Consider the following 26,394-nt stretch of genomic DNA (forward strand, 5'->3'; position numbering starts at 1 on the left):
ACCGGCGCTATGCGCAGTCCTGCCGGCGGTGTTGGTTGAAAGGCAGTCTTCAAACCAACGCCGCCGCGATTGCAAACCAGGCTTTACTTCTTGCGCGCGGTCAGCGCCGTCTCCGACAGATCCACCTCGCGCATCAGCTTGTTCAACGTCTCGTCGTTGATCTGCTGACTGTTGCGTAGCGCCAGCAAGGTCTTGCGTTCGGCGCGCATCGCAGCCAGTTTCATTCGGAACTCCAACGCATCGGCGAGGCGCGCCAGTTCGCGCGGTTCCTGTTCGTCGTCGAGCGTGGCGAGGCGGCGCCGGTACAGATCCATCACGCGTGCGGTGACATCTGCCGCGTAGGCCGAAGCCGATTCTTCCAGACCGGCGCACTCTTTATCGTGCATCACGTCGATCGCGCGAATCGCGGCTTGCGCCGCCATCGTGCGGGCGAGCGCTTCTTCGGCCGCATGCGGATCGCGGCCCTTGCGCCAGCCGCGCAGCAGCAACGGTAACGCCACGACCGCCACCAGCAGCGACACCAGAATCACGCCCGAGGCGATGAAAATCGCCAGATCGCGGCCCGGCAGCGGCGCGCCGCCCGGCAACATTTCCGGCAACGACAACACGCCCGCCAGCGTCACCGCTCCGCGCACGCCAGCGACGGTCGTCACCGTGACCGTGCGCAAACCCGGCACCGCGTTCACCATGCCGCGCTTCGTCGCGCCTCGGCTCGCGAACCAGCGCAGCAACCACACCCACACGAAGCGCATCGCGTAGAGCGCGAGCGCGACCGCCGCGATGTAACCGACCAGCAGCCCGACCTGGGCGTCGCTGGTTTCGTGCGCGTCGAGCAGCGCGCGGCCGAGAATGTGCGGAAACTGCAGCCCCAGCAGAATAAACACCATGCCGTTGAAGACGAACTCGATCATGGTCCAGGTGCTGTTCGAGCGCACCCGCGACGACACCGGCCCCGCGTTCGCAATGCTCGCGTAGTTCATCATCATGCCGGCGGCGACCGCGGACAGAATGCCGGACAACTCGAAGCGCTCGGCGATCAGATAGGCGGCGAACGGAATCAGCAAGGTCATCACGACGCCGGGCGCCGGATCGCCTTCTTCGTTGAGGCTCAGAAAATGCGCCGACACGAAGCTGAACAACCAGCTCACCGCCGCGCCCGTCGCGAGTCCGCCGGCGGCGATGATCACGAAGCTGATCGACGCGTCGCGCAGCGAGAACACGCCGGTCAGCGCGGCGGCGATCGCGAACTTCAGCGCGACGAGGCCGGACGCGTCGTTCATCAACGCTTCGCCTTCGAGGATATGCATCAGCCGGCCAGGAATCTTGCCCTTGCCGACAATCCCGGACAGCGCCACCGCATCGGTCGGCGACAACACGGCGGCCAGCGCGAACGCGACCGGCAGCGAAATCGCCGGCACCAGGGCGTGCACGAAATAGCCGACCACGAGCACTGTCATGAAGACGAGGCCGAGCGCGAGCATCAGGATCGAGCGGCGCGCCATGAACAGCTCGCGCTTTGGAATGCGCCAGCCGTCCGCGAACAGCAGCGGCGGGATGAACAGCATCATGAAAATGTCCGGATCGAACGTGACGTGCAACCCGAGCTTCGGCCACGCGAGCATCGCGCCGATCGCGATCTGCACGAGCGGCAGCGGCAACGTGAACGGCAGCAAACGGATAACGATGCCCGACGCGGAGACGGCCAGCAGAAGAATCAATACGGTAAAAACAATATCCATCGGTCTGTTTCTGGGGCTATGACGGGAGTGACTTTAGCGATGCTTGACGCTGCCGCCGCCTGGGCTTTGCGACGACGCGACGTCGAAGTGTAGCCCGCGAAGTTTAGCCCGATGAGGTCGCGCCCTCTTGCGAGCCCGGCAACGCGAAGAGGCGTGCGGTCACCCGCGGCCCGATCCACCGCAATCGCGCCACGCACCGTAACGGTGCGCGCTGCGCCCACGTGCGGCGCATTGGCCCTTGCGCCGTGCAATCTCCGATGCAAACTTCATTCGAATGTGCGCCAGCGTGCGCATGGAGCTTGCTTAAGAGATATCGATGACGCACATTTTGAGAATTGGCGCCGCCGTTGTTCGCTTCCGCGTTCGGACCGGCCCGGCTCTCGCGTGAGAGGATTGCATGACGATTGCGCAACAGGAAAGAACGGCCAGCGTGCCGCATGGCTTCGACGTCGAAGTGACGTCGGGGCTCGAACGTTATTCGGTTCAGCATGGCGAACTGACGCTGACCAGCGTGTTTCAACCGATTTTCAGCCTGTCGCATATGCGGGCGGTTGGCTACGAGGGACTGCTGCGCGCGCACGACGCGCTCGACCGTCCCGTGTCGCCGCTCGACGTCTTCGGCGAGGCCGCCCGTCTGGGCGACGTGCTGCAAGTGGACCGGCTGGCGCAGACCCTGCATCTGGAGAACTTCAAGGTGCTCGGCGCCGAGCGCGAATGGCTGTTCCTCAACGTGCATCCCGGCGCGCTCACCGATCCGTATCTGTCGGCGGCGTTGCTCGCCACGCTCAAGCGCCTCGATCTGCCGCCGCGCCGCATCGTGCTCGAAGTGCTCGAACATCGCGCGGAAGATCTCGAACGTCTCGCCGATGCCGTGCGTCAATTCCGCGAGCGTGGCTTCCTGATCGCGCTCGACGATTTCGGCGCGGGACACTCGAACGTCGAACGGATCTGGCAATTGAATCCCGATATCGTGAAGCTCGACCGCATCATGCTGTCGCATGCGGCGCATCGCGCGGATATGGCGACGATTCTGCCTGGGCTCGTCGCGTTGCTGCACGAGGCGGGCAAGCTCGTGCTGATCGAAGGCGTGGAAACCGAACACGAAGCGCAGATGGCGCTCGCCTGCAACGCGGACTTCGTGCAGGGCTTTTTCTTCGGCCGGCCGAATCCGGCCGCGGCCGATGCGGCGCATGCCGCCGAGTGCATCAGCGAACTCACCGAACGGTATCGCGATCAGACCGAAGCCCACGAGCGGCGCAGCGCGAGCCGTCTCGTGCCGTATCTGCGGGCGTTCGAGCGCGCGGCCGAGCGGCTTGCGGCCGGCGAACCGCTGGAAGAAGTGTGCTGGAATTTTCTCGCGCTCGATCACGCCGCGCGCTGTTTCCTGCTCGATGCCAAAGGCAAGCAGGCCGGCCGCAATGTCGTGTTGCGCGCGGATCGCGCGGCGCATGAAACGCGCTTTCTGCCGCTGGCGGACGCGCAAGGCGCGAACTGGTTGCGTCGTCCGTATTTCCGCGACGCGATCAATGCGCCGGAACGCGTACATGTGACGCGACCGTATCTGTCGATCAACGAGGCGTTGCCGTGCGTGACGCTTTCAGTGGCGACGCGCGTGGGTGAGCAGACCTGCGTGCTATGCGGCGATATCGATTGGGTCGAGGAATAAGCCGGATACGCCAGTCTGAGATGATGTCGTTTTCAACGACGACACTCAGACGCGCCTATGTCCGTTCTACTCGAAGTGATTGCCACGACCGTTGCCGATGCGCGGCTCGCCGCGCAGACGGGGGCCGACCGTCTCGAACTCATCACCGCGATGGGCGAGGGCGGTCTGACGCCGAGCGTTGGTTTGATCGAAGCGGTGGTGGCGGCCGTTGAGATTCCCGTGAACGTGATCGTGCGGCCGCATAGCCGCTCGTTCGTCTATGACGCGGACGACTATGCGGTGATGTGGCGCGACGTGCGCGCGGTCAAAGCGGCGGGTGCGAACGGCGTGGTGATCGGCATGCTGAACGAAGCGGGGGAGATCGACCGCGAAGCGCTTGCGCGAGCGATCAGCGCGGCCGACGGATTGGCCATCACCTTCCACCGGGCGTTCGATGAAACGCGCGATTTACGCAAGGCGTTGGATGTGCTGCTTGGCTTTCCTGAGGTGACTAACGTTTTGACGTCGGGCGGACAGGCGTCGGTATTGAATGCGGAAGCCACGATCCGCGAGTTGATACAGCAAGCGTCGGGATCGCATTGCACCGTGCTGGCGGGCGCGGGGTTAACCGTCGATGCTATCGGCGGCTTTGCGAGCCGAACGCGAGTCGAGGCGGTGCATTTCGGTTCGGGCGTTCGGGTGGGCGGCAACGGCCTCGCGCCGGTCGACGCGGATCGAGTCGCGAAGGTCCGGGCGTCGTTAAACGCGAACGCATGAGGATGAACGCGTAACGTTCGGCCACTCAATCCAAACCCAAACAAAAATGCCGCTTCGAGTCCAGAACTCGAAGCGGCATTGTTTTTTCTACGTTCCAATCACTGCGCGCGAAACCTACTTCGCGACAACCACCGGAATCCCGCGCAACTGCCCAGCGCCCTTCACCTCATCCAACGACTGACGCACCGCCGCGCTGGTCGCCGGATCGATCTGCAAGCGAGCCGCCAGATCACGCTCGCCGCGCTTCACACCCGCCAGATTCGCCAGCTTCACATGACCGTAACCGCGCACACGCGCATGCAGATCGGCGAGCTTTGCGACGTCTTCCAGCGTAGTCGTATCGAGCTTCGCGAACGCACGTTGCAGCGTGGTTTCGTAATCGCCGGCCAGGTCGCGTTCCATCTTGCGTTCCAGCGTACGGCCGAACGGATCGAGCATCGTGCCGCGCAGGCCACGCCATTTCGCCATCATGCCGAGTACCGGCCACATCCATTGACCGAAAACTTTCTTGGTCGGATTCTTGCCGTGCTGCGGACGCGCGATGGTCGGCGGCGCGAGGTTGAACTTGATGCCGAAGTCCTTGCCGGCCACGCCTTCGAATTGCGCTTCGAGCGCTTCGCGGAACGCCGTGTCGGTATGCAGACGCGCGACTTCGTATTCGTCCTTCACCGCGAGCAGACGGTAGAACGTCGTCGCGACCGCACGCGTCACGCGCTCGCTTTTTGCATCGACGGCGGTTTCGGCGCGGCGTGCCGCATCGACCAGCGTGCGATAACGCTTCACGTAGCTTGCGCCGCCGTAAATCTGCAAACGGCCTTCGCGATGCGCGATCAGTTCATCGAGCGTATCGACCTTGACGGCCTGTTTCGCCAGATGCCGCGCTTGCCACAACGCGTCGAGCGCGGCCGGATCTTCCGCGGCCAGACGGCCAATCGAAAACGCCAGTTGATTCATCTGCACCGCGACGTTGTTCAATTCGATCGCGCGCATCATCGCGGCGAACGACACCGGCACCAGACCGAGTTGCCATGCGTAGCCGAGCATCAGAATGTTCGCGCCGATCGTGTCGCCGAGAAAACGCGTAGCGAGTGCCTGAGCGTCGCAGGTCGACATGCGTTCCGCACCGGCCGCGTGACGCATCTTGTCGATCAGCGCGTCGGCGTGCAGCGTCGCGTCCGGGTTCGTCACGAAGGTCGCGTTCGGAATTGCATGCGTGTTTACGACGATGCGCGTGCGGCCGTGACGCACCGTTTGCAGTGCATCGGCGCTCGCGCCGACCACCATGTCACAGGCGAGCAGCACGTCGGCCTGCTGCGTGTCGATACGCACCTGGTTCAACCATTCGTCACGTGCGGCGAAGCGTACGAACGACAGCACCGAGCCACCCTTCTGCGCGAAGCCCATGAAGTCGAGCACCGACGCGCTCTTGCCTTCCAGATGCGCGGCCATGCTGATCAACGCGCCGACCGTCACGACGCCCGTGCCGCCCACACCGGTCACGAGAATGTCGTAGGGCGCGGCGTCCAGATGCGTCGCGGGAATCGGCAACGTGTCGACGCGCGCGGCCAGCGCTTGCGGATCGAACGCGGCGCCTGCGGCCTTTTTCAGCTTGCCGCCTTCCACGGTGACGAAGCTCGGGCAAAAACCGTTCACGCAAGAAAAGTCTTTGTTGCACGACGATTGATCGATCCGGCGCTTGCGTCCCAACGCCGTTTCGACCGGCTCGACCGACAGGCAATTCGACTGCACGCCGCAATCGCCGCAGCCTTCGCAAACTTCCTCGTTGATGAAGAGGCGTTTGTCCGGGTCGGGAAACTCACCTTTTTTCCGGCGACGGCGTTTTTCCGCGGCACAGGTCTGGTCGTAGATCAGCACGGTCACGCCGTCGGTGTCGCGCAAGTCGCGCTGCACGGTGTCCATTTCGCTGCGATGGTGGAACGTCGTGCCCTTCGGAAACAGATCGTGATGGCCGTCGTATTTCTCCGGCTCGTCGCTTACCACGACGAAGCGCGACACGCCTTCGGCTTCCACCTGACGCGCGATCTGCGGCACCGAGATGCTGCCGTCCACGGGCTGGCCGCCGGTCATCGCGACCGCGTCGTTATAGAGAATCTTGTACGTGATGGTGGTTTTCGCGGCCACGGCCTGGCGGATCGCGAGAATGCCCGAATGGAAGTACGTGCCGTCGCCGAGATTCTGGAACACGTGGCGCGTTTTCGTGAACATCGAATGCGAGGCCCAGTCCACGCCTTCGCCGCCCATCTGGATCAGACCGGTGGTGTCGCGCTCCATCCACGACGCCATGAAGTGACAGCCGATGCCCGCGTGCGCGATCGAGCCTTCCGGCACTTTCGTCGACGTGTTGTGCGGGCAGCCCGAGCAGAAGTACGGCGTGCGCTTCACGCTGTCCGCGGCGTTCGAAAGAATATGCGGCGCGACCAGCTCGACCACGCGGTCGCGACGGTCCAGCGCCGGCTTGTGCTTCGCGAGCCAGTCCGCGAACACCGGCAGAATGCGCGAGGGCCGCAATTCGCCGAGCGACGACAGCAGCAACGTGCCGTCTTCGGCGTTCTTGCCGACGACGATCGGCCGCGTGCCTTGCGTGCGGTTGTACAGATAGTCTTTGATCTGCTGTTCGATGACCGGGCCTTTCTCCTCGATCACCAGCACTTCGGACAAACCGGAGACGAACGCGTCGATCCGCGTCACCTCCAGCGGAAACGACAGGCCGACCTTGTAGATCCGCACGCCGGCCGCTTCCAGGTCCGCGACCGTCAGATCGAGACGCCGCAGCGTTTCCATCAGGTCCAGATGCGCCTTGCCGCAGGTCACGATCCCCACGTTCGCGTGCGGGCTCGGTGCGATCCATTTGTCGATGCTGTTCACGCGCGCGAAGTGACGCACCGCGTCGAGCTTCGCGTGCATCCGCGATTCGATGGTCAGGCTCGGCAGATCCGGCCAGCGGTTATGCAGGCCGCCGGCGGGCGTGACGAAATCTTGCGGGACAGTCCACTCGGTTTGCAGCGCGTCGAGATCGACCGTCGAGCCCGATTCGACCGTTTCGGAGATCGCCTTGTAGCCGACCCAGGCGCCCGAGAAGCGCGACATCGCCCAGCCGTACAGGCCGAATTCGAGCATGTCGGCGATATTCGACGGATTCACCACCGGCATATGCCATGCCATCAGCGCGAAGTCGCTCTGATGCGGCATGGACGACGACACGCAGCCGTGGTCGTCGCCCGCCACCACCAGCACGCCGCCGTGCGGCGACGAGCCGTACGCGTTGCCGTGCTTGAGCGCGTCGCCCGCGCGGTCCACGCCCGGGCCCTTGCCGTACCACATCGCGAACACGCCTTCGACGGTGCGCTCCGGGTCCGATTCCACCCGCTGCGTGCCGAGCACGGCGGTGCCGCCGAGTTCTTCGTTGATCGCGGGCAAAAAGCGAATATCACTCGCCGCGAGCAGTTTTTTCGCTTTCCACAACTGCTGGTCGACCATGCCGAGCGGCGAGCCGCGATAGCCGCTGATAAAGCCGGCGGTGTTCATGTCGCGCGCCTTGTCGGCGGCGCGCTGCATCAACACCAGCCGCACCAGAGCCTGCGTGCCGGTCAGGAAGATCCGGCCGCGCGTCGCGGTGAGGTTGTCGGACAGCTTGTAGTCGGCGAGAGCGGGCGTGCCGTCGATGGGCAGGCGAGCGGTCATGGGTGAGTCTCCAATATTTTGCATCCGCGCGCGGTGGTGGGGACCACGGAGGTGACGCAGCGAAAGAGACTCTATTTTTTAGCGCCGATTAGAGTGAATTTTTTCTAGTTTGATGAGCATGCAACGAATGGGCGAGAAGAGCCGCGCGTTTTAATGAAGTTTTGAGGTGGATCTTCCACGCGGCAAGCGGATTCGGGTATGCCCTGGTGCGTTCGAGCGGTGCTCAATACCCGGTCCAGACGGCCAATGCCAGCGCACCGCCCGACAGCAGCAACAGCACGACGAACAACGGCAGGATGAAGCGCAGCCACTGGCCGAAGCCCACGCGCGCGGTGGCGAGATAGGCGAGCAGCATGCCCGAGGTGGGCGTCACCATGTTGGTCAAACCGCCGCCGAGCACGAACGCGAGCACGGAGGTTTGTCCGCTCACACCGGACAACTGCGCGATCGGCCCGATGATCGGCATGCTGACGGCGGCCTTGCCCGACACCGAAGGAATGAAGACGTCGAGCACCATCTGCACGGCCATCAAGCCGTTGGCGACCCACACGGCGGATTGGCCGCGCGCAAGCCGCGTGAAGTGATCGATCAGCGTGTCGAGCACGAGACTGTTCTGCAGAATCAGTTCGACCGATGCCGCGAGTCCGATCAGCAGTCCCGCGAGAATCATGCTCTTCATCCCGTCGACGAACGCGTCGGCCGCGCTGCGCGAATCGAGCCGGCCCACCACCGACGTGACGATGCTGATGAACACGTAGAACGCGGACAACTCGACGTTGCCCCAATGCAGTTCGCGCGTGCCGATCACCAGCATCGCGGCGGCGACGCTCAGCACTAGCAGCGTCGCTTTATGGCGGCGCGAGAGCCGCGCGTGCGGATGTGCTTCAAGGCTCGCGCGCGCAGCGGCCAGCCGGTACCCGCTCAACCGCACATGCGCGAGCAGATACAGAATGCCGAGCGTCATGAACACCAAGAACACGCCGATCCGCATGCCGATGCCGCTAAACAGCGGCACGCCGACGATCGGCTGCGCGACCGCGAGCGAGAGCGGGTTGGTCACCGACGCGATATAGCCGATCTTCGCCGCGATCGCCACGAGCGCGACCGCGAACAGATTCGATAGCCCGAGGCGGCGCGTCAGCACCATCACCATCGGAATAATCACGAGGTATTCGGAGATGAAGCCGAGCAGTGTGCTGCCGAGCCCGATCAGCAGCATCAGCAGCGGCGCGAGCACGTAGACGTTGCCGGCGGTGAGCTGCAACAGCCGATCGATGCCCGCGTCCACCACGCCGGTTTTGCGCATCACGCCGAACATGCCGCCGACGAACATCACCATGAAGATCAGCGGCGCGTTCTTGATCAAGCCATTCGGCACCGCGACGAAGGCGGACACCAGACTGGCCGGCGCGGCCTGATCCGCCGTACTTTTGCTGACGGACGGCGCGACCAGCGTGGCGAGGCTGTGGCTTTTCGGCACGACGCGATAGGTGCCCGGCACGACCAGTTTGTCGTGGCGCTCGAAGCGGCCGGCGTCGATCAGATACGTCATTGCCACGGCGGCGAGCAGCACCCAGATCATCATCACGACCGGGTGCAGCATCTTGCCGTGCGGTTTCTTTTCTTCTCCACCGGCGCCGTTGCCGGCGTGCCGGTCGTGCGGATGATCGTCGTCGGCGGTGGCGGGCACGGAGGGTGCGAGCGTGGTCATGTGGGGATCCTGTGCGCTCACGCCGGTTGCGCCGCCGCTTGCGGCGCGGTGTAGCCGAGTTCGGCGGAAATCGTGCGGCTGCAGGCCTGCAAACGTTCGAGGTAATCGGGAATCTCGATCCGGCTGATGCGCATTTCCGGCCCCGAGACGCTGATCGCTGCCACGGCCTCGCCGCTTATATCACGCACCGGCACCGAAATCGCGACGGCGCCCGCCGTCACTTCGCCAACGCTCACCGCGTAGCCTTTACGCGCGATCGCATCCAGTTCGTCGACCAGCTTCATCAGATCGGGCGGCTGCGGCAGCTTCTTAAGACGCGCGAGGTATTCGGTCTTGACCGCGTCCGGCGCGAACGCCAGCAGAATCCGGCCCGACGCGCCGCTATTGAGCGAGCGACGATTGCCGACCGCGCCGATGGTGCGCATTTCATGCGTGGTTTCGCAACGCGCGACGCACACCGTCTCCAACCCTTCGCGCACTCGCAGCACGACGTTTTCGTTGATGGCCTGGTTGAGCACGAGCATGTGCTTCTGCGCCGAGCGCACCAGCGTGTTCTGCTGCGCGGCGGCGACGCCGATCACGAAAGCCTGCGGCCCGAGCGAGTAGGTCGACGCGCGCGTGTCCTGCACGACGAAGCGATGCAGTTCGAGCGTACACAGCATCCGGTACGCGCGCGATTTGTTGATGCCGAGTTGATTGGCGAGTTCGGTGACGCCCAGACCCGGATGTTCGGCGACATGGCTGAGCAGCTTCAGCGCACTGTCGACGGAATCGACGATGTAGTTCACGGTCATTCCTTCATTGCGCCGCGCGCGGCGCGGCTAGTTGTGCGCGCACGTAATCGGCGAGCGCGGCGACGAAGGCGTCGAGCGCGCGTTTGAGCGTGTCGAAGCCGGCGTGTTTGACGAACGCGGCTTCGTCCATATACAGCCCGCGATTCAGTTCGATCTGGATGCTGTGGCGCCGCCGTGCCGGATCGCTGACGGCGGTGAGCAAATCGCCACCCTGATACGGCTCGTTCACCTGCACGCGATAACCGGCGTGGCTGAAGTAGTCGGCGACCCATTGCGTGAACGCCGGGTCGGCGGTGCTGCCGAGGCGGTCGCTGATCACGAAGTCGGGGCGCGCCGCGCCCGCGTCGACGTTCATTTCGTTGCCGCGCGATTTCATCGAATGACAGTCGACGTGCCACAACGCGCCGTGTTCCGCGACCGCGCATTTGGCGGCGGCGGCGAGCGCCGCGCGATACGGCCGGTAGTACGCGTCGATTCGATGCCGCACCTCGGCCACGGAGAGCTTGCGGTCGTACATCGGCAGGTTCGGCAGCGCGTCGCGGCGGATCAGACCCATGCCGCGCAACGTGTACTTCTCCGGCGCGAGTGGTTCGGGCCACGGCTCGCCAAGCAACTGCGCGTCGATGTCGCCGATCGCGCGGTTCGGGTCGATGTAGGCGCGCGGGAAATGCGCGCCGATCAGCACGCCGCCCTGCTCGGGCACGGCGCCCCACAACTCGTCGACGAAGGCGTCCCACGAACTGTGGATCGCCGAGAGCGGCGCGCAGGCGCCGAAGTCGGCCGGCAGCGCGATGCCGCTATGCGGCGAATCGAACAGGATCGGCAGCCGCGCGCCGGCAGGTTCAGCGACGAAGTACGGCGCAGAAGCAGGCACGGAAGCAGGCACGGAAGCAGGCACGGCAAAAGTGTTGCTGGCGGACGTCAAAGCAAATTCCTTTCGGGTGGCCGACGCGCTGTAAAAGGCCGTCTTGACCGGGATAAGTGTGAGTCGTGTTTTATTAAATAAAACAGCATATCAATATTTAACGACGAACCTTATTGTTGGTCAAGTGAGTCGTTAAAAGCCTCGCTATCCGGGTCCTTGAATATCAGCGCCTTGATGGGTAAGACTTTGCGCCGTATTGGCTATTAAAACCCCCAGCACCGGCCATTAGCGTCAATGCGGGCAAACCAGTATTTTTATCGAACCTTGACCGGCCAATTTTGCTTTTCGAATAATAAACGATACGTTGTTTTATTCAATAAAACATAGAAGCCAGGGCGATTTATCCGATGAATACCGGCTTCGGCGTGCGAGCTCACACACTCACAACAAAGGAACGCAGATGAACAGCAAAGGTTTGGCGATGACGCTCGCGGGCGCGGGGATCGGTGCGGCGCTATGCGGTAACGCGATGGCGCAGTCGAGCGTGACGTTGTACGGCATCGTCGACGCGGGCTTCACCTACACGAGCAACCAGAAAGGCAGTGCGACGTATCAGGCGACCGGCGGCAACGAACAGGGCACGCGCTGGGGCATGGTGGGCACGGAAGACCTGGGCGGCGGCAACACGGCGATCTTCAAACTGGAGAACGGCTTCAACATCGAAACCGGCACGGCCAGCGCGAACGGCCGCATGTTCGGTCGGCAGGCGTGGGTCGGTTTGTCGAATCCGCGCTGGGGGACGTTCACGATGGGTCGGCAGTACAACGCCGCGCAGGATTCGCTGGCGCCGTTGCAGATCGGTGCGAGTACCTCGCTGACGCAGTACGCGCTGCATCCGTTCGATACCGACGACCTGAACAACTCGTTTCGCACCGACAACTCGGTGAAATACGTGACGCCGACGCTGGCCGGCTTCCAGGGCAACGCAATGTACGGCTTTTCCAACTCGACGAACTTTGCGGCGAACCGGAGCTGGAGCGTGGGCGGCACGTATGCACAAGGTCCGTTGCGGGTGGGCGTGGCGTATGTGGTGCTCGACAACCCGGCGCTCGACACGACCGGCGCGATTCCGTCGGACAACTACTTCACCTTCCTGAAGGGCATCACGAAGCAGCAGATCTGGGGCGCCGCGAGCACCTACGATTTCGGTAACGCGACCTTCGGCCTGTTGTACACGAGCTCGCTGTTCAATCTGCAAACGGGCGGGTCGCAGCGCTTCAACAATTACGAAGGCAGCTTCCGCTATCGGTTCACGCCGTCGGTGCTGTTCGCGCTCGGCGAAACCTACACGCAGGTTCATACGACGCAAGGCGCCACGCCGAGCGTGCATTATCTGCAGACCAGCGCGGGCGTGCAGTACTACCTGTCCAAGCGGACCGATCTGTATGTGAACGCGATCTATCAGCGGTCGTCTGCGAATGCGGTGGCGGCGATCGAGGGGATCAGCAATCCGTCGAGTTCGCGCACGCAGGTGGTGGGCGTGGTGGGGATTCGCCAGAAGTTCTGAGGGCGGGGCCGCGTAACGCGCGGCATCTCATCGGCGCAACGTGATCGGCGTAATCCGAGCGCGTTGCGCAGTTTATTGCCCTTTGGTTTTGGCCACATTAACGACATTAACCGCGAGCGGCGCCGCGTCGAGCGGCACGATCTCGTCGAAGTGCGCATAGTCGATGTGGCTCACGCCGTCCCGCTCGCTCATGATGTCGACGAAACGGTAATGCCAGCGAATCTGATCGCAGCTCCACATGTGGCGCGCCTGCATGGTTTGCGAGGTCGATTCGTCAACGCCTTCGAGCGTCAGCACCAGCGACGTATCGCTGCCCTTGAGCGACTCAGCGGTCTCACCGAATAGCGGGCTGCTTTCGTCGATGATATGCATCAGGCTCCAGCCGAGTTTGAAAACCGGATGCTGATCGCGCACGAGCGTCAGGTCGTAGAGCTTGCGCAGAACAAGACCTTCGGCGGTGGTTTCCTTGCGCAGAATGCGCAGCCTCGCGTGGGCCTCGGCGATCACGTTTTGACGCGCGTTGGCCGAGCGCACCATCAGCGTCATGCGGCCGTCGAGCGGCCGGATGATCGCGTAGCGGGCAAACATGATCTTGGCGTGCGGGCGTGAAAAGCGCGCGAAGATCAGCCCGGTCGCCAACGCGACGCTGGACATGCCGAAGAAAATTTCGAGCGTCGCGATCCAGTGCGCGTAGACGGTTTGCGGATGCATGTCACCATAGCCGACAGTCGCCAGCGTCTCGACGCTAAAAAAGAAAGCGCCGCCGAAACCCTGCGGATACTGATTGGCGATCGGCGCTTTGCCGAGCATGTACAGGCCGGCGAACGCCGTGTTGAGCAGCAGGAACAGCACCGCGAGCGAGGCGAAGAACATCGGCCAGCGCGCCACCACCGCGCGATGGTAGAGATCCTGCCAGAGCGGCGTTGGCATGCCGTGCGCAATGATCACGCGATCGTCGAGACGTAATTCGCGGCTGCCGCGCGCGCGGCGCTTCGGCGCGCTCTCCTTGGCGTCGCCAAGGCCGGCCATTCGGTCTGACGGTTCGGTAGCCATCACTTGCTCGTGGGATATGAAAACGCGCAAAGCGTAGCACGCCGTTTCGCGAGTGCAATGCCGCGATGCCGCAACCCTTGATCCACGTTCCGCGCACCGCTTGGGGCGGTCGGAACGTGTTTGCCGGCAGCTTACGGAAACGCCCGCGGCTTCGGAATGCCCGCGCCGTGTTCGATATCGTCGACGGCTTGCTGATGCGCTGCGGCGATCGCTTCGGTCGCGTCGCCGTAGCCGTTATCGCCGCCTACGGTCGTCCACGATTTCACCGCTTTGTCGCGATGGCGGATTTCGTATTCCGCATCCCAGCGTGCGCCGTTGAGTTCGAGAGGGCGGACGTGTATCGAGTACACGCCGTAGAGGAAGAGCTGTTCCGCCATGATCGCCTCCAGCCGGTTGGATCAAGGTGGCGCGGCGCGCTTCGGCGCGCGCGGCGCCGGACTGCCTAGAGTTCGATGCTGCCGAGAATGCGGTGAGCGAGCGCCTTGGCTTCTTCGAGCGCTTCTTCCGGCGTCGATGAGGTGGCGTCCACTTCGTAGACCGTGGTTTCCTGATCGGCGGTGATGTCGCCTTCGTCGCGGGAGAGTGTGACCACGCCCTGCCAGGTGTCGCTTTGTACTTCTTTTATCGACGCCGTGGCCGTGTAGATGCCTTTGGTGTAGGTGATGTCTTCCATGACGACGCTCCTGGTTCCAAAGGTTACGGATTTTTCATCGTAGCACGATGACGGAGCGCCGGCTTTCGCGCTGGCGGCGCGCCTTGTCAGTGACAATGCACGCCGCACAAGGCAGCAGAATTACAGCAGCGCGACGACTTCATCGAGCGTGGGCGCGTGCGCGCCGGCATGGCGGCAGGCCGCCGCGCCGGCTGCCAGCGCGAACGCCAGATGCTCGGGCCACGCACGCTGCGGCGCCGTCATCAGGCTGAACAGCAGGCCGCCGATCGACGCGTCGCCCGCACCGACCGTGTCGACCACTTCGACGCGCGGTGGCCGCGCTTCGACCATCATCGCGCCGTCAATCAACAGGGCCGTTTCCGGTCCGCGCGTGACCAGCACGGTGGCGGCCGGATTCATGGCTTGCAGTTGCGCGAGCGCGGCGGCTTCGTCGTCGGTCTTGAACAGCAGACGCAAATCTTCGTCGGAGACCTTGATCAGATCGGCGAGCGCGGCCATCTTGCGCAAGGTCGGCTCGTAGCCGTGTTCCATCAGATTGCGGTAGTTCGGATCGAAGCTGATCTTCACGCCTTGCGAACGCAACTGCGCCGCGAGCGCCGCGAGCGTGTCGCCGAGCGGCTGACGCACGAGGCTGATGCAGCCGAAGTGCGCCCACTTCACCTGCTCGCTCCAGCCGGCCGGCAAGTGCGCCGGATCGAAGGCCAGATCGGCGCCGTTTTCGCCCATGAAAAAGTATGCGGGCGGATGCGTCTGATGCACGATCGCCAGCAACGGCGGCCGCGTGACGCGCTGCATGAAACGCATGTCGAGCCCGGCGGCGACGCTCGCGTTCCACAGTTCGTCGGAGAAATTGTCGACGCCGAGCGAGCCGGCGCAGGCGGTCGGCAAACCGAGCCGCGCGACGCAGCGCGCCACGTTCCAGCCGGCGCCGCCCGGCCGCGACAGCCATTGCGAGGTGCCGGTGCGCACGAGATCGGTGAGGATGTCGCCGGCCGAGACGAACAGCGGGAATTCGGCGTTTGCGTTGGCTTGGCTCATTTCGTGTGCTCCGCGGATTCGGCTGCAGCGGCGGCCGCGCCGTCGGACAGGGCGTGCGCGAGCACTTCGTAGCACGCGCCCATGGTGTGGTAGTCGGTCTTGCCGGCCGGACTCTTTTCGTCGCTGTATTTGCGGTTGTCGCAGGTGAGGATGCGATACCACGCACCGTACTTGTGATCGACGAAATGCGCCCAGCTATAGCGCCAGATCTCGTCGTACCAGTCCCAGAAACGCTCGTTACCGGTGCGCTTGCCGAGCAGTGCGGCGGTCGCGAAGGTTTCGGCCTGGACCCAGAAATACTTGTCGTGGTCGCACACGGTGCCGTCCGGGCCGAAGCCGTAGTAGAGGCCGCCATGGTCTTCGTCCCAGGCGTGCGTCATGGCGGCGTCGAACAGTTCGATCGCGCGCGGCAACAGCCACGGCAACGGACGGAAGCGTTCGAGAATCAGCAGCAGCTTGGCCCACTCGGTTTGATGCCCCGGCTGGAAGCCCCACGGACGGAAGATGTTCGAACTGTCTTCCTCGTTGTAGTGCCAGTCGACCGACCAGTCCGCGTGAAAGTGCTCCCACACCAGGCCTTGCGAAAGCTTCGCCTGACGCAGCGTGATATTCGACGCGACCCGTTCGGCGCGATCCAGATAGACCAGATGGCCGGTCGCTTCATGCGCGGCGAGCAACGCCTCGGTGGTGTGCATGTTCGCGTTCTGGCCACGGTACGAACTGACGCGCCATTCGGGTGACGCTTCGTCGGCGTAGAGGCCGGCCGCGGCGTCCCAGAAGCGGTGCTCCATCAATTCGAAGGTCGCGCCGATCATCGGCTTGGCTTCTTCGATGCCGGCCATCGCCGCATGCGAATACGCGAGCAGCACGAACGCGAGGCCGTAACAGTGGCGCGTGGCGTCGAGCGTGCGCTTGTGGCCGTCGCGCCATTCGAGTTCCCAGTCGTAGCCTTCGTGCTGGGCGTCCCAATGCGCCTCACGCAGAAAACGCAGACCGTGGCGCACGTACTCGAGATGCTGCGGGTCGCCGAACTGGCGATACGCCATGGCGTAGTTGAACACGTAGCGGCAACTGCTCACCAGATGCCGCGTGGTCCTGTCGTAGATCGACCCGTCGTCGCGGAAAAAATGGAAGAAGCCGCCGCTCGGATCGAACACGTTCGGCGCGTAAAAACGCAGCGTGTCCTCTACGTGCGCGAGCAGAAACTCGCGGCTGCGGAAATCGTCGACGGACGGCGCGGCAACGCCGTTGGCGGGATGAAGCGAATCGGATTGCGTCATGGCGTTTTCACCAAAGTACTGGCACGGGCAATGAGATGGACGGGCAAACGGACTTCGAGTTCGGCAGGGGCGTCTTCGAGCAGCAACTCGACGCCGCGCCGGCCGAGCGCTTCCTTGTCGACCGAGATGGTCGACAGCGGCGGGGTAGCATGCGCGGCGGCGGGAATGTCGTCGAAGCCGATGATGGCAATGTCCTCGGGTACGCGCAGGCCGCGCGCGAGGCACGCGCGCAGCGCGGCGAGCGCGGCGGCGTCGTTGTACGCAAACACCGCGTCGGGGTGCGGGCCCGGCGCGTCGAGCAACTGATGCATGGCGCGCGCGGCGCCGCTGTCGGGGTCGAGGCCGGCGTCGATCGTGAGTTCCAGCGACGGATCGAACAGCAGCCCCGCTTCGAAAAACGCGCGCCGGTAACCGAGCGCGCGTTGCGCGATGCTGAAGTGCGCGAGCGAGCCGCCGATAAACGCGACGCGCTTGCGCTGCTGCGCGAACAGATGCCGCATGGCGAGGGTGGCGCCGGCGGCGTTGTCGAGATTCACCGAGCGCAAGCCCGGCGCCCACAGATCGATCAGCACGAGCGGGCGCTGCATCGCGACCAGCGTGGTGAGCGTTTCGGGCTCGACGAAACCGGCAATCGCCACCGCGTCGGGCGCGTGCAGGCGGAGTTGCTGGATCACGTCTTCGGTAGGGCCGGCGGTCAGCACCGACGGCACGATGCCGCGTTCGCGACAGGCGTCTTCGACACCGTGCAGCACGTGCGAAAAGAACGGGCTGACGGCGAAGTTGTTGTGTTGACGGTGCAACAGAAAGGTGAGCCGGCGGATGCGCGGCCGCAATTGCGCGGCGTCATAACCAAGCTGCCGCGCTGCTTCGACGACCCGTTCGCGGGTCGCCTCGGACAACCCCGGCTGGTTTTTCAAGGCGCGTGAGACGGTGCCGATCGACACGCTGGCCGCACGGGCGACGTCGCGGATGGTTGTGGCCATCGAAAGAAGCGGCCGCGAGACGGCGACCGCACGGTGTTTGAGTCCGGCGATTGTATAGTAAAACGTGCCTTCGACCGCCGGAAAAACACTCGCATGACACCCGGAGATACCCCTGGGTGTTGAGGTTGGCCCGAAATATGCTGTTTAGTAAAACAAGCTAAACAATGGCGTGAAAGGGCGCTTCAGCCCCGTTTGCTCCCTCTGCCGCCGTCTGGGTCCTTCAGTCGATATGCGCGTGCGCGGCTTCGGCCTGGCCGCGTAGCAAGACCAGGCTTTCGTCCGCGTCGATCAGCACGAAGCCGCTCGCGTCGTGTTTCGCGCGACGCTTGGCCACCGCCGCGACCGACGCGATTTCCTCGCTGTTGTACAGAGACGGGCCGCTGGCCGGTTCGACGCGCACGCAGCCGATCGCCATCGTCACGAACGCGAAGAAGCTCGGATTGCCGCGTCGGTCTTCGCCGTGAATGCCGCCCGCGAGCCGGTCGGCCGGCGCGTAGAAACGCTGCGCGCCTTCGTTGAAGACGTGGATCGCGCGCAGCACGCGCTCCTGCCAGTCGTCGCTCTGGAACAGGATCATGAAATCGTCGCCGCCCACGTGCCCGAGAAAATCGCGGGTCGGGTCGCACACCTCGGCGAGCACGGCCGCGGCGAATTTCAGCACCTCGTCGCCTTGCCAGTAACCGTACTGGTCGTTGAACGGCTTGAAGTGGTTCAGATCGACGTAGCACGCGTGAAAGGCCGCGTCGTTGCCCAGCAGGCGGGCAATGTGCGAGCTGATCGGTATGTTGCCCGGCAGGAACGTCAGCGGGTTCGCGTAGCGGGCTGCTTCGATGCGTACCTCGGTCACCGCGCGCACCAGCTTCTCGCCGGTGCCGAGACCCGCGTACTGACCGTTTTCGGTGATGACGAAGCCGTCGGCGAGATAGCGCTGGTCGTCGCTCGCGAGGAGCTGGGCCATCTGCTCGACGGTCATCGACTTTTCGATAATCACCGGCGACGCGTTGGCGAACTGCAGGCAAGGGCGCTTGCCGAATAGCTCGCGGTGATACGGCAGCGCGTAACGGTCCATGAAGCTGCGGCGGTTGATCAGCGCGACCGGCTGGTCGTTCTCGACCACGGCGACCGCGTGCAGATCGGGCAGGCGGTTGAACAGTTCGAGCACGTCGTTGTTGGTGGCGTGACGCGGCAACGCGGGCGCATGCACCAGCATTTTCGCCGACGCCATGCCGCCCGACGGCGACGCGCTGCTCACCGCGCGCGTGGTCTCGGGGAACACGGCGATGTGATTGGCGCGCAAGGCGTCGCGCGCGTCGTCGCTCAGCTTGCGCGCCGGGTGCGCATGCGGACGGCCGAAGAAATAGCCCTGCCCACAGCCGATCCCCATGTCGCGCACGACGATCAGATCCGCCTCGTTCTCGATGCCCTCGGCCACCAGTTGCGCGCCGCTCGCGTTGGCGAAATGCTGCATCGCGCGCACGGCCTCGAACTTGAGCGGATCGCTCGCAATGTCGTGGATGAAGAAGCGGTCGATCTTCACCACGTCCGGTTGCAGACGCACCCACAGATTCATGCTGGCGTTGGCCGTGCCGTAATCGTCGAGCGCGAATTGCGCGCCTGCCGCGCGCAGCGTCGATATCACCGGCAGGAAGCTGGCTACGTCCGGAATCGAACTCTGTTCGGTCAGCTCGATCACGAGCCGTTGCGGATCGACGCCGCGATGCCGCAGCAGCGCGAGTGTGTCGTCGCGCGCTTCGGCGAGTTGACGCATCGCGCCCGCGCTGAAATTGAGGAACAGCTTGCCGTCGTAATCAAGCTTCGCGAAGGCTTCGATGCACGTGCGCGCGGCGGCCTGTTCGAGCGCAATCGCGCAGCCTTCGGCGAGCGCTTGCGAGAACAGGGCGAAGGGCGTTTCGAGTGGCGTGCCCGCCGGACCGCGAATCAAACCTTCGTAGCCGAGGATCGCGCCGTCGTCGAAATCGATGATCGGCTGGAATACAGCGAACAGATCACGCCGGGCGATCAACTCCTCGATGCGCGGCGCGGCGGATCGGGAGGGCGAGCGAAGTTGCATGGCAGTAGGCGTAGCAAGAGACGTTCGGCTTATCGGCGCGGCCGGCGCAGAGTTAAGTGAATTTTTAGTGACGCGACGCACTGGCGTGGTGCGTGTCCTGGATGCCAGGACGAGCCGGGCTTTAGGCCCGGCCAGGACTCGGCTTATGCCATCCGGCTGAGGCGACAGCGAGGGCGTTTGCGCGTGAAATAACAAAAAAGCCGCATGAGGCGGCTTTCTTCGAATCACGCTCAGGGAGGGCGCTTATGAATGTCCTGTTTGCATTGCGCGCGTATTTACCGCCGGGCCATGGCGGCGGCGGATCCTTTGCTCGCGGCGGCGCGGGTTTCGCCGCTGGTGTCGCGAGCGCCCCAGCGCTGCGCGAGCGCGGCGCACACCATCAACTGGATCTGGTGGAACAGCATCAGCGGCAACACCACGGCGCCCACCGCATGCGAGGAGAAGATCACCTTGGCCATCGGCACGCCGGCGGCGAGGCTTTTCTTCGAGCCGCAGAAGATGATGGTGATCTGGTCGGCGCGATTGAAGCCGAGCCGCTTGCTGACGAAGATCGTCACGGCCAGCGCCAGCGCGAGCAGCACCACGTTGATCAGCAGCAGGCCGCCGAGCGCGGACAGCGGAATCTGATGCCACAGGCCTTCGTTCACCGCCTCGCTGAACGCGCCATACACCACCAGCAGGATCGAACCCTGGTCGACGAACTTCAGCACGCCGCGATGACGCTCGATCCACTTGCCGATCAGCGGGCGCAGCAACTGCCCGGCCACGAACGGCACCAGCAGTTGCAGCACGATATCGCCCACCGTATGCCACGGCGAACTGCCGCCCGCCGCCTGATTGGTGACGACGACACTGACGAGCGCGGGCGTGATGAAGATGCCGAGGAGACTCGAGGCCGACGCGCTACACACAGCAGCCGGCACATTGCCCTTGGCGATGGAGGTGAACGCGATCGACGACTGAACTGTAGAAGGCAGCGTGCAGAGGAAGAGGACCCCCGCATAGAGCGCCGGCGTGACAAGTGGCGAAAGCAGCGGCTTCAGCGCGAGGCCGAGCAGCGGAAACAGCGCGAAGGTACTGAGCAGCACGACCAGGTGAAGCCGCCAATGCGTCGCACCCGCAACAATCGCTTCGCGTGAGAGTTTCGCGCCGTGCAGGAAGAACAGCAGGCCGACCGCTACGTTCGTCAGCCAGTTGAAGCCGACGGCGGCCTGCCCGTGAACCGGCAGCAAGCTGGCAAGGATCACCGTGCCGACGAGGCATAAGGTGAAGTTGTCGGGGAGCAGTTTCGGGCGGGCCATGGAGGAATCTCAATTCGGTGATGCGGATGCGGACACTGCGCGGGAAGCGCGCGCGGAGGCCCGCCTCTGGCTGTGGCAAAAGGCTATTGTTATTTTATATCGATTAAAAATGCAAATTCATTTGCCGAATTGATTAATGAGAAAGGCGCATCAACAGGATGGAGCGGTGAGCGCTGGGCCGGCGTTGGTCTTCACGTTTTCAGTATTGGCGACTTACCCGGTTTGGTCCATGCGGTTTTGACAATCAGGCCGAAAAAACCGCTCGGATTCGTCATACGCATGGCCGTTCCGGGTCTTCGGCAAAGCCTTGTGAGCAAGCGGTTTCAGGGCGGCGGCGCAAGGGTTGTGTCGTAGAAAAACGTCGCAGTAACAAGGTGTTACATCCGCGGCGGAGGCCTAACACTTTTTGGCTCGACACCCTCTGCCGCCACCCATAAATTACGGTTCAAAGGCCGTCGGGATGCGTCGTGCTGCGATAGAAACGCAGCGCTCGCGCCAGTCCCCAAACCAGTCCATCGCAGCTCGAACGATGGACTCCAGGCAAGTCTTCGGGCATGTGAGTCATCAGGTGGACGGGTTGTCGAGAACGAAGCACTGGGCGTTGGACGCGGTTATCGCCGCGCTGTGCTCGTTCGCCTATGCGAAAGCGCCGGGCGCGCCGCACTTCGGCGGCGGTGGGTATTCGCATGTCGCCGCGAACCACGCCATGCGGGGTGAGACGCGGGGCGGCGGCCGCTACGACGGTATGCCGGCCGAAAGGCCGACTTCCGCCCGTAACCTTGCGGTTGACCGCAACGCGGGCTTGCCACGCGGCGGCGCGAACTTCGCGGGCAAGAATGGCGGCAACAACGGTTTTGGCGTCTATAACCCGGGCATGCGCCGCGTCGCGGGTCCGGTTGGTTATCCCGGCGAAGGCCGCGGCGGCATGCAGTACGCCGGCGCCATTACGCCGGTCAGCGCCGAGTCGCGTGGCGTGCCTCGGCCGCCGGCCAATGCGCCGGTTCGCGCGGGCTCGATTCGCGCCGACGTCGCCCGCTATAACGAAGAGCGTGGTTCGGGGCGCGGCATGCCGCGCCAAGGCGAGGATCCGCGTCAACCGGAAGGCTCGCCTTACCGCAACTAGTCGCGAGTCGCGTTAGCTTCGGGTTCGGTTCGACTACGCACGGCGCGCCAACGCCGTTCAACCCTTTCAACACCTTCAGTGCCCATCGGCTAATGCGCTTTCGCATTCGGCCCGATCGTTTCTCCCGGCTTTCAAGTCGCCTGCTTTATCTCCGCGCACCGCCTCCGGCCATTCAGCCGCCGTCAATGTGACGTTTCGACGCCACACTTTTTTGAAAACACCCGGCGGTAATCCTCCTGTTGTCGTCAAATTTCATCGTTTCTGCGGCACTGCGTCATCCGCATGTCATTTGATGCGTTATCACCGCTTCGGACGTGGCGTCGGCGGTGTTTTGCGCATTGCAGCATAAATGACCGGGGCAGGGCTCACGGGTTAATCGGCGGAGCTTTATCAGACCGATATTCGACAAAACTAACCAGACCGATATACCGGCAATAACCAGCGATATTTTTGTCCATAAAAATGGTCCGCAAAGATGGTCCCGCCCAGATTGGCTCGACGATCGAACGGACAACAACAAATGGTTCGCGCGAGCTCCCCCTTTCGCACAGCCACACCTTTTTGACAAAGACAGGAGAACCCATGAATACAAGCATCAGCAGTGCGCTGAAGACCACCCTCAAGGCCACTGCGTGCGCCGCTCTGCTGGCCAGCGCATCGGCTGCCTTTGCGCAATCGAGCGTGCAGCTTTACGGTCAGGTCGACGAATGGGTCGGCTCGCAGAAATTCCCGAACGGCAAGAGCGCCGCGGAAGTGTCCGGCGGCGGTATGTCGACGTCGTACTGGGGCTTGAAGGGGGCGGAAGATCTGGGCAACGGCTACAAGGCGATCTTCACGATCGAAGGCTTCTTCCTCGCGCAGAACGGCCAGTACGGCCGCTTCACCGGCGACACGATGTTTTCGCGTAACGCGTATGTGGGTATCGAATCGCCGTACGGCACGATCACGGCCGGCCGTCTGACGACGCCGCTGTTCATTTCGACGATTCTGTTCAACCCGTTCGTCGACTCGTACGAATTCTCGCCGATGGTGTGGCACACGTACCTCGGCCTCGGCACGTTCCCGACTTACAACACCGACCAGGGCGTGACCGGCGATTCCGGCTGGAGCAACGCGGTGTCGTACTCGTCGCCGAACTTCAACGGCCTGAGCGCGACGGCTATGTACGCGCTCGGCAACACGACCGAGAACGGCGCGAAGAAGTGGAGCGGCCAGGTGCTGTATTTCCACGGCCCGTTCGCGGCGACGGCGGTGTACCAGTACGTGAACTTCAACAACGTGCCGAGCGACCTCGGCAGCTTCGCGGCGTCGGGTGTTCCCGGCCTGAAGAGCCAGAGCGTCGCGCAAGTCGGCGCTTCGTACGACCTCAAGTTCGTGAAATTCTTCGGCCAGTACATGTACACGTACAACGATCAGCAAATCACGAGCTGGCACGTGAACACGGCGCAGGGCGGCGCTTCGGTGCCGGTCGGTCCGGGCACGGTGATGGCGTCGTACGCATACTCGCGCGACGGCGGCGGTCTCGACCAGACCCGTCAGACGGCTGCGCTCGGCTACGACTACCCGCTGTCCAAGCGTACGGACGTGTACGCCGCGTACATGTACGACCACATCACCAACCAGTCGAGCGGCAACACGTACGGCGTCGGTCTGCGCGCGAAGTTCTAAGCGCTTTACCGCACGACCCGCGCGGCGCGCGGCGCGCCTACGCAACTCAGGCCGCCGCGCGACGTCCCAAACCGGTGGCATTCGCAAAGCCCGCTTTCTTCGGAAGGCGGGCTTTTTCATTTCCAGCCAGGCAAGCTTGCTGTCGGCGACGTCTTTGCTAACCAGTTTTTTATAAACCCGGCAGAATGGCGTCGATTGATTCCTCAAGCGAGCGATTGAGATGGATACCCTCGTCAGCATGAAAGTGTTCCGCCATGTGGTGGAAGTCGGCAGCTTTGTCGGCGCGGCGGAACGGATGGAGATGTCGGCGGCGATGGCCAGCAAGCATGTAATGCACCTCGAGCAGCAGCTCGGCGCGCGTCTGCTGAACCGCACCACGCGCCGCGTCGCGCCCACCGAGGCCGGCCGCGAATACTACGAGCGCCTGAGTCAGGTGCTCACCGAACTGGAGGAAGCCGAGCAGGTGGTCGGCGCGGCGAGTGTCGTGCCGCAAGGGCGCTTGCGGGTGTCGTCGCTATCGGCGTTTGGCTTGAGCCACGTGATGGCCGCCGTGGCCGACTACGCCGCGCACTATCCGCAGGTCACCGTCGACATCACCTTGTCCGACCGCGTGGTCGAACTGATCGACGAAGGCTTCGACGTCGCGATCCGCGCCTCGCCGAGCGGGTTGAAGTCGTCGTCGCTGATCGCGCGGCAGATTGCGACCGCGCATCTTGTGCTATGCGCGTCGCCGGCCTATCTGAAGCGGCACGGCACGCCGAAGACGGCCGCCGAGCTGGCGCGCCACAACTATCTGCAATACGCGGGCGTCTCGACGCTCGAACTCGCAACCGCATCCGGCGACGCATCGCCGCGCGTGCGCCTGTCGGGCAATCTGATCGTCAACCATCTGGAGGCGCAGCGCGTGATCGTGCTGCAAGGGGCGGGTATCGCGATGCTCGGCACCGAGGTGATCGGCGACGATCTGGCCGCCGGTCGGCTGGTGCCGCTGCTGGTGGACGAAGTGCCGCCGCGCGAACTGCCGATCCACGTGGTCTACGCGAGCCGGCGGCATCTGTCGGCCAAGGTGCGATCGTTCGTCGACTTTCTGGCCGAGCGGTTCGCGAACGAGTCGTTGTGGCCGTCGCTGGGGCAGATCAAGGCGATGGCCGTGCGCTGATTCGCGGTGACGCCCGGCGGCAGATGAAACGATTAGCGTGCGATTCCCAGCCGCGCCTTCGCGTCGTCGTATTCCTTCGACAGGCGCTGCACCAGCTCGCCGACGCTCGGCACGTCGTCCATCAAGCCGACGCCCTGGCCTGCGCCCCAGATGTCTTTCCACGCCTTCGCCTTGTCGCTGGCGAAGTTCATCGCGGTCTTGTCCGACTCCGGCAGCGCGTCCGGGTCGAGCCCCGCGTTGACGATGCTTTCGCGAATGTAGTTGCCGTGCACGCCGGTGAACAGGTTCGTGTAGATGATGTCCGACGCGGTGGAGCTGACGATGGCCTGCTTGTAGCTCTCGACCGCGTGCGCCTCTTTGGTCGCGATGAAGCGCGTGCCCATATACGCGAGGTCCGCGCCCATGGCCTGGGCGGCGAGGATCGAGCCGCCGTTGGCGATCGAGCCCGACAGAATGATCGGGCCGTCGAACATGCGCCGCACTTCGCCGACCAGCGCGAACGGCGAGGTCGTGCCCGCGTGGCCACCGGCGCCGGATGCCACCAGGATCAGACCGTCGACGCCCGCTTCGAGCGCCTTCTGCGCGTGACGCAGATTGATCACGTCATGCAGCACGATGCCGCCGTAGCTATGCACGGCGTCGACGATTTCACGCGACGGCGCACGCAGGCTCGTGATGAAGATCGGGATCTTGTGGTCGACGCACACGCGCACGTCGTGCTCAAGCCGCGTATTCGATTGATGAACGATCTGGTTGACGGCGATCGGCCCGATGATCGCATCCGGATTGGCGGCCTTGTGCTCGGCGAGTTGCGTCTGAATCTGCGTGAGCCATTCGTCGAGCAATTCGGCCGGGCGCGCGTTCAACGCGGGAAACGAACCGACGATACCGGCCTTACATTGAGCCAATACCAGTTCGGGATAGCTGACGATAAACATCGGCGAGGCAACGACGGGCAGCGCGAGTTTTTGCAGAACGGCGGGCAATGCCATGATGCGAGTCTCCAGTTTTGAGCGGACCGGTACGGCGTTGGCGCGTCCGGCGTGTACGAGTTTAGCGGCACATGGCGTGCATTGCGCCGAGGCGGGGCGGCGCGATCTTGCCGCCGCCTCACCACGCATGCGCGATACGACACGTTCCGCCCGACAATTAAAGAACGATCGTTCGATTATAGGCGATGCCTGTCGCTCGAGTAACGCAGGTCTGTTTAGAACAGTTGGAAGGAGAGTTCAGGTTCTACGCTTG

General features: G+C 63.7%; 21 protein-coding genes. 7 read left to right on the forward strand and 14 right to left on the reverse strand.

Going from position 1 to position 26,394, the window contains the following annotated elements:
• Positions 1 to 83: 83 nt before the first annotated feature.
• Positions 84 to 1,739, reverse strand: a complete 1,656-nt coding sequence (locus tag HWY05_RS17850) for a Na+/H+ antiporter (RefSeq protein ID WP_035553913.1) — start codon at positions 1,737 to 1,739, stop codon at positions 84 to 86.
• Positions 1,740 to 2,136: 397 nt separating this feature from the next.
• On the opposite strand from HWY05_RS17850, the gene HWY05_RS17855 reads away from it, so the two are divergent.
• Both HWY05_RS17855 and HWY05_RS17860 read left to right on the forward strand, forming a co-directional pair.
• Positions 2,137 to 3,405 carry an EAL domain-containing protein gene (locus HWY05_RS17855; RefSeq protein WP_035553910.1) on the forward strand — a complete coding sequence of 423 codons (1,269 nt, stop codon included), beginning with the start codon at positions 2,137 to 2,139 and terminating at the stop codon, positions 3,403 to 3,405.
• A 57-nt stretch (positions 3,406 to 3,462) separates the two neighbouring features.
• The gene (locus tag HWY05_RS17860; protein ID WP_176059087.1) at positions 3,463 to 4,161 is read left to right on the forward strand and encodes a copper homeostasis protein CutC; all 699 of its coding nucleotides are present in this window, start codon (positions 3,463 to 3,465) and stop codon (positions 4,159 to 4,161) included.
• A 114-nt stretch (positions 4,162 to 4,275) separates the two neighbouring features.
• Here the strand turns inward: HWY05_RS17860 and HWY05_RS17865 are convergent, their stop codons facing one another.
• The 4 genes from HWY05_RS17865 to HWY05_RS17880 all read right to left on the reverse strand — a co-directional run bounded on the left by HWY05_RS17865 (position 4,276) and on the right by HWY05_RS17880 (position 11,266).
• Positions 4,276 to 7,863, reverse strand: a complete 3,588-nt coding sequence (locus tag HWY05_RS17865) for an indolepyruvate ferredoxin oxidoreductase family protein (RefSeq protein ID WP_176059088.1) — start codon at positions 7,861 to 7,863, stop codon at positions 4,276 to 4,278.
• A gap of 223 nt (positions 7,864 to 8,086) precedes the next feature.
• Entirely contained in the window at positions 8,087 to 9,574 is a 1,488-nt protein-coding gene (locus HWY05_RS17870; protein ID WP_176059089.1) for a YfcC family protein, read from the reverse strand.
• Positions 9,575 to 9,591: 17 nt separating this feature from the next.
• Positions 9,592 to 10,362, reverse strand: a complete 771-nt coding sequence (locus tag HWY05_RS17875) for an IclR family transcriptional regulator (RefSeq protein ID WP_176059090.1) — start codon at positions 10,360 to 10,362, stop codon at positions 9,592 to 9,594.
• A gap of 10 nt (positions 10,363 to 10,372) precedes the next feature.
• A complete protein-coding gene (locus tag HWY05_RS17880) occupies positions 10,373 to 11,266 on the reverse strand; it encodes an N-formylglutamate amidohydrolase (RefSeq protein WP_176059210.1) in 894 nt (297 codons plus the stop codon).
• A 427-nt stretch (positions 11,267 to 11,693) separates the two neighbouring features.
• Here HWY05_RS17880 and HWY05_RS17885 point away from each other — a divergent pair, with 427 nt between their 5' ends.
• Complete coding sequence (locus HWY05_RS17885) at positions 11,694 to 12,800, forward strand: porin (RefSeq protein WP_176059091.1); 1,107 nt, start codon at positions 11,694 to 11,696, stop codon at positions 12,798 to 12,800.
• 72 nt (positions 12,801 to 12,872) lie between these two features.
• On the opposite strand, the gene HWY05_RS17890 is transcribed toward HWY05_RS17885, so the two are convergent.
• The 8 genes from HWY05_RS17890 to HWY05_RS17925 form a co-directional block, all read right to left on the reverse strand.
• Complete coding sequence (locus HWY05_RS17890) at positions 12,873 to 13,853, reverse strand: ion channel (protein ID WP_176059092.1); 981 nt, start codon at positions 13,851 to 13,853, stop codon at positions 12,873 to 12,875.
• A 131-nt stretch (positions 13,854 to 13,984) separates the two neighbouring features.
• Positions 13,985 to 14,230 carry a hypothetical protein gene (locus HWY05_RS17895; RefSeq protein ID WP_176059093.1) on the reverse strand — a complete coding sequence of 82 codons (246 nt, stop codon included), beginning with the start codon at positions 14,228 to 14,230 and terminating at the stop codon, positions 13,985 to 13,987.
• A gap of 65 nt (positions 14,231 to 14,295) precedes the next feature.
• Positions 14,296 to 14,526: a hypothetical protein gene (locus HWY05_RS17900; protein ID WP_176059094.1), complete on the reverse strand. Its 231-nt coding sequence runs from the start codon at positions 14,524 to 14,526 to the stop codon at positions 14,296 to 14,298.
• A 120-nt stretch (positions 14,527 to 14,646) separates the two neighbouring features.
• Complete coding sequence (locus HWY05_RS17905; RefSeq protein WP_176059095.1) at positions 14,647 to 15,564, reverse strand: carbohydrate kinase; 918 nt, start codon at positions 15,562 to 15,564, stop codon at positions 14,647 to 14,649.
• Positions 15,561 to 16,844: an AGE family epimerase/isomerase gene (locus HWY05_RS17910; protein WP_176059096.1), complete on the reverse strand. Its 1,284-nt coding sequence runs from the start codon at positions 16,842 to 16,844 to the stop codon at positions 15,561 to 15,563. The genes HWY05_RS17905 and HWY05_RS17910 overlap by 4 nt, the downstream gene beginning before the upstream one ends.
• Entirely contained in the window at positions 16,841 to 17,827 is a 987-nt protein-coding gene (locus tag HWY05_RS17915; RefSeq protein WP_176059097.1) for a LacI family DNA-binding transcriptional regulator, read from the reverse strand. Before HWY05_RS17915 ends, HWY05_RS17910 begins: the two co-directional genes overlap by 4 nt.
• A gap of 220 nt (positions 17,828 to 18,047) precedes the next feature.
• Positions 18,048 to 19,898, reverse strand: a complete 1,851-nt coding sequence (locus HWY05_RS17920) for a phosphodiesterase (protein ID WP_035553883.1) — start codon at positions 19,896 to 19,898, stop codon at positions 18,048 to 18,050.
• A 275-nt stretch (positions 19,899 to 20,173) separates the two neighbouring features.
• On the reverse strand, positions 20,174 to 21,199 hold the full coding sequence (locus HWY05_RS17925) for a bile acid:sodium symporter family protein (RefSeq protein WP_035553881.1): 1,026 nt from the start codon (positions 21,197 to 21,199) through the stop codon (positions 20,174 to 20,176).
• Between the two features lie 72 nt (positions 21,200 to 21,271).
• Here HWY05_RS17925 and HWY05_RS17930 point away from each other — a divergent pair, with 72 nt between their 5' ends.
• From HWY05_RS17930 to HWY05_RS17945, 4 genes are all read left to right on the forward strand, one after another.
• Positions 21,272 to 21,553: a hypothetical protein gene (locus HWY05_RS17930; protein WP_176059098.1), complete on the forward strand. Its 282-nt coding sequence runs from the start codon at positions 21,272 to 21,274 to the stop codon at positions 21,551 to 21,553.
• Between the two features lie 175 nt (positions 21,554 to 21,728).
• A complete protein-coding gene (locus HWY05_RS17935; protein ID WP_244146637.1) occupies positions 21,729 to 22,322 on the forward strand; it encodes a hypothetical protein in 594 nt (197 codons plus the stop codon).
• A gap of 582 nt (positions 22,323 to 22,904) precedes the next feature.
• Positions 22,905 to 23,990 carry a porin gene (locus HWY05_RS17940; RefSeq protein ID WP_035553877.1) on the forward strand — a complete coding sequence of 362 codons (1,086 nt, stop codon included), beginning with the start codon at positions 22,905 to 22,907 and terminating at the stop codon, positions 23,988 to 23,990.
• A 220-nt stretch (positions 23,991 to 24,210) separates the two neighbouring features.
• On the forward strand, positions 24,211 to 25,149 hold the full coding sequence (locus HWY05_RS17945) for a LysR family transcriptional regulator (RefSeq protein WP_035553875.1): 939 nt from the start codon (positions 24,211 to 24,213) through the stop codon (positions 25,147 to 25,149).
• A gap of 32 nt (positions 25,150 to 25,181) precedes the next feature.
• On the opposite strand, the gene HWY05_RS17950 is transcribed toward HWY05_RS17945, so the two are convergent.
• Positions 25,182 to 26,141 carry a nitronate monooxygenase family protein gene (locus tag HWY05_RS17950; protein ID WP_176059100.1) on the reverse strand — a complete coding sequence of 320 codons (960 nt, stop codon included), beginning with the start codon at positions 26,139 to 26,141 and terminating at the stop codon, positions 25,182 to 25,184.
• Between the last annotated feature and the right edge of the window lie 253 nt (positions 26,142 to 26,394).

This window comes from Paraburkholderia sp. BCC1876 (assembly GCF_902833695.1).
Lineage (GTDB): Bacteria > Pseudomonadota > Gammaproteobacteria > Burkholderiales > Burkholderiaceae > Paraburkholderia.

Coding starts and splice junctions, on each gene's coding strand:
- HWY05_RS17850 (WP_035553913.1), bottom strand. CDS start 1,739: ATGGATATTGTTTTTACCGTATTGATTCTTCTGCTGGCCGTCTCCGCG.
- HWY05_RS17855 (WP_035553910.1), top strand. CDS start 2,137: ATGACGATTGCGCAACAGGAAAGAACGGCCAGCGTGCCGCATGGCTTC.
- HWY05_RS17860 (WP_176059087.1), top strand. CDS start 3,463: ATGTCCGTTCTACTCGAAGTGATTGCCACGACCGTTGCCGATGCGCGG.
- HWY05_RS17865 (WP_176059088.1), bottom strand. CDS start 7,863: ATGACCGCTCGCCTGCCCATCGACGGCACGCCCGCTCTCGCCGACTAC.
- HWY05_RS17870 (WP_176059089.1), bottom strand. CDS start 9,574: ATGACCACGCTCGCACCCTCCGTGCCCGCCACCGCCGACGACGATCAT.
- HWY05_RS17885 (WP_176059091.1), top strand. CDS start 11,694: ATGAACAGCAAAGGTTTGGCGATGACGCTCGCGGGCGCGGGGATCGGT.
- HWY05_RS17890 (WP_176059092.1), bottom strand. CDS start 13,853: ATGGCTACCGAACCGTCAGACCGAATGGCCGGCCTTGGCGACGCCAAG.
- HWY05_RS17895 (WP_176059093.1), bottom strand. CDS start 14,230: ATGGCGGAACAGCTCTTCCTCTACGGCGTGTACTCGATACACGTCCGC.
- HWY05_RS17900 (WP_176059094.1), bottom strand. CDS start 14,526: ATGGAAGACATCACCTACACCAAAGGCATCTACACGGCCACGGCGTCG.
- HWY05_RS17905 (WP_176059095.1), bottom strand. CDS start 15,564: ATGAGCCAAGCCAACGCAAACGCCGAATTCCCGCTGTTCGTCTCGGCC.
- HWY05_RS17910 (WP_176059096.1), bottom strand. CDS start 16,844: ATGACGCAATCCGATTCGCTTCATCCCGCCAACGGCGTTGCCGCGCCG.
- HWY05_RS17915 (WP_176059097.1), bottom strand. CDS start 17,827: ATGGCCACAACCATCCGCGACGTCGCCCGTGCGGCCAGCGTGTCGATC.
- HWY05_RS17920 (WP_035553883.1), bottom strand. CDS start 19,898: ATGCAACTTCGCTCGCCCTCCCGATCCGCCGCGCCGCGCATCGAGGAG.
- HWY05_RS17925 (WP_035553881.1), bottom strand. CDS start 21,199: ATGGCCCGCCCGAAACTGCTCCCCGACAACTTCACCTTATGCCTCGTC.
- HWY05_RS17935 (WP_244146637.1), top strand. CDS start 21,729: ATGGACTCCAGGCAAGTCTTCGGGCATGTGAGTCATCAGGTGGACGGG.
- HWY05_RS17940 (WP_035553877.1), top strand. CDS start 22,905: ATGAATACAAGCATCAGCAGTGCGCTGAAGACCACCCTCAAGGCCACT.
- HWY05_RS17945 (WP_035553875.1), top strand. CDS start 24,211: ATGGATACCCTCGTCAGCATGAAAGTGTTCCGCCATGTGGTGGAAGTC.
- HWY05_RS17950 (WP_176059100.1), bottom strand. CDS start 26,141: ATGGCATTGCCCGCCGTTCTGCAAAAACTCGCGCTGCCCGTCGTTGCC.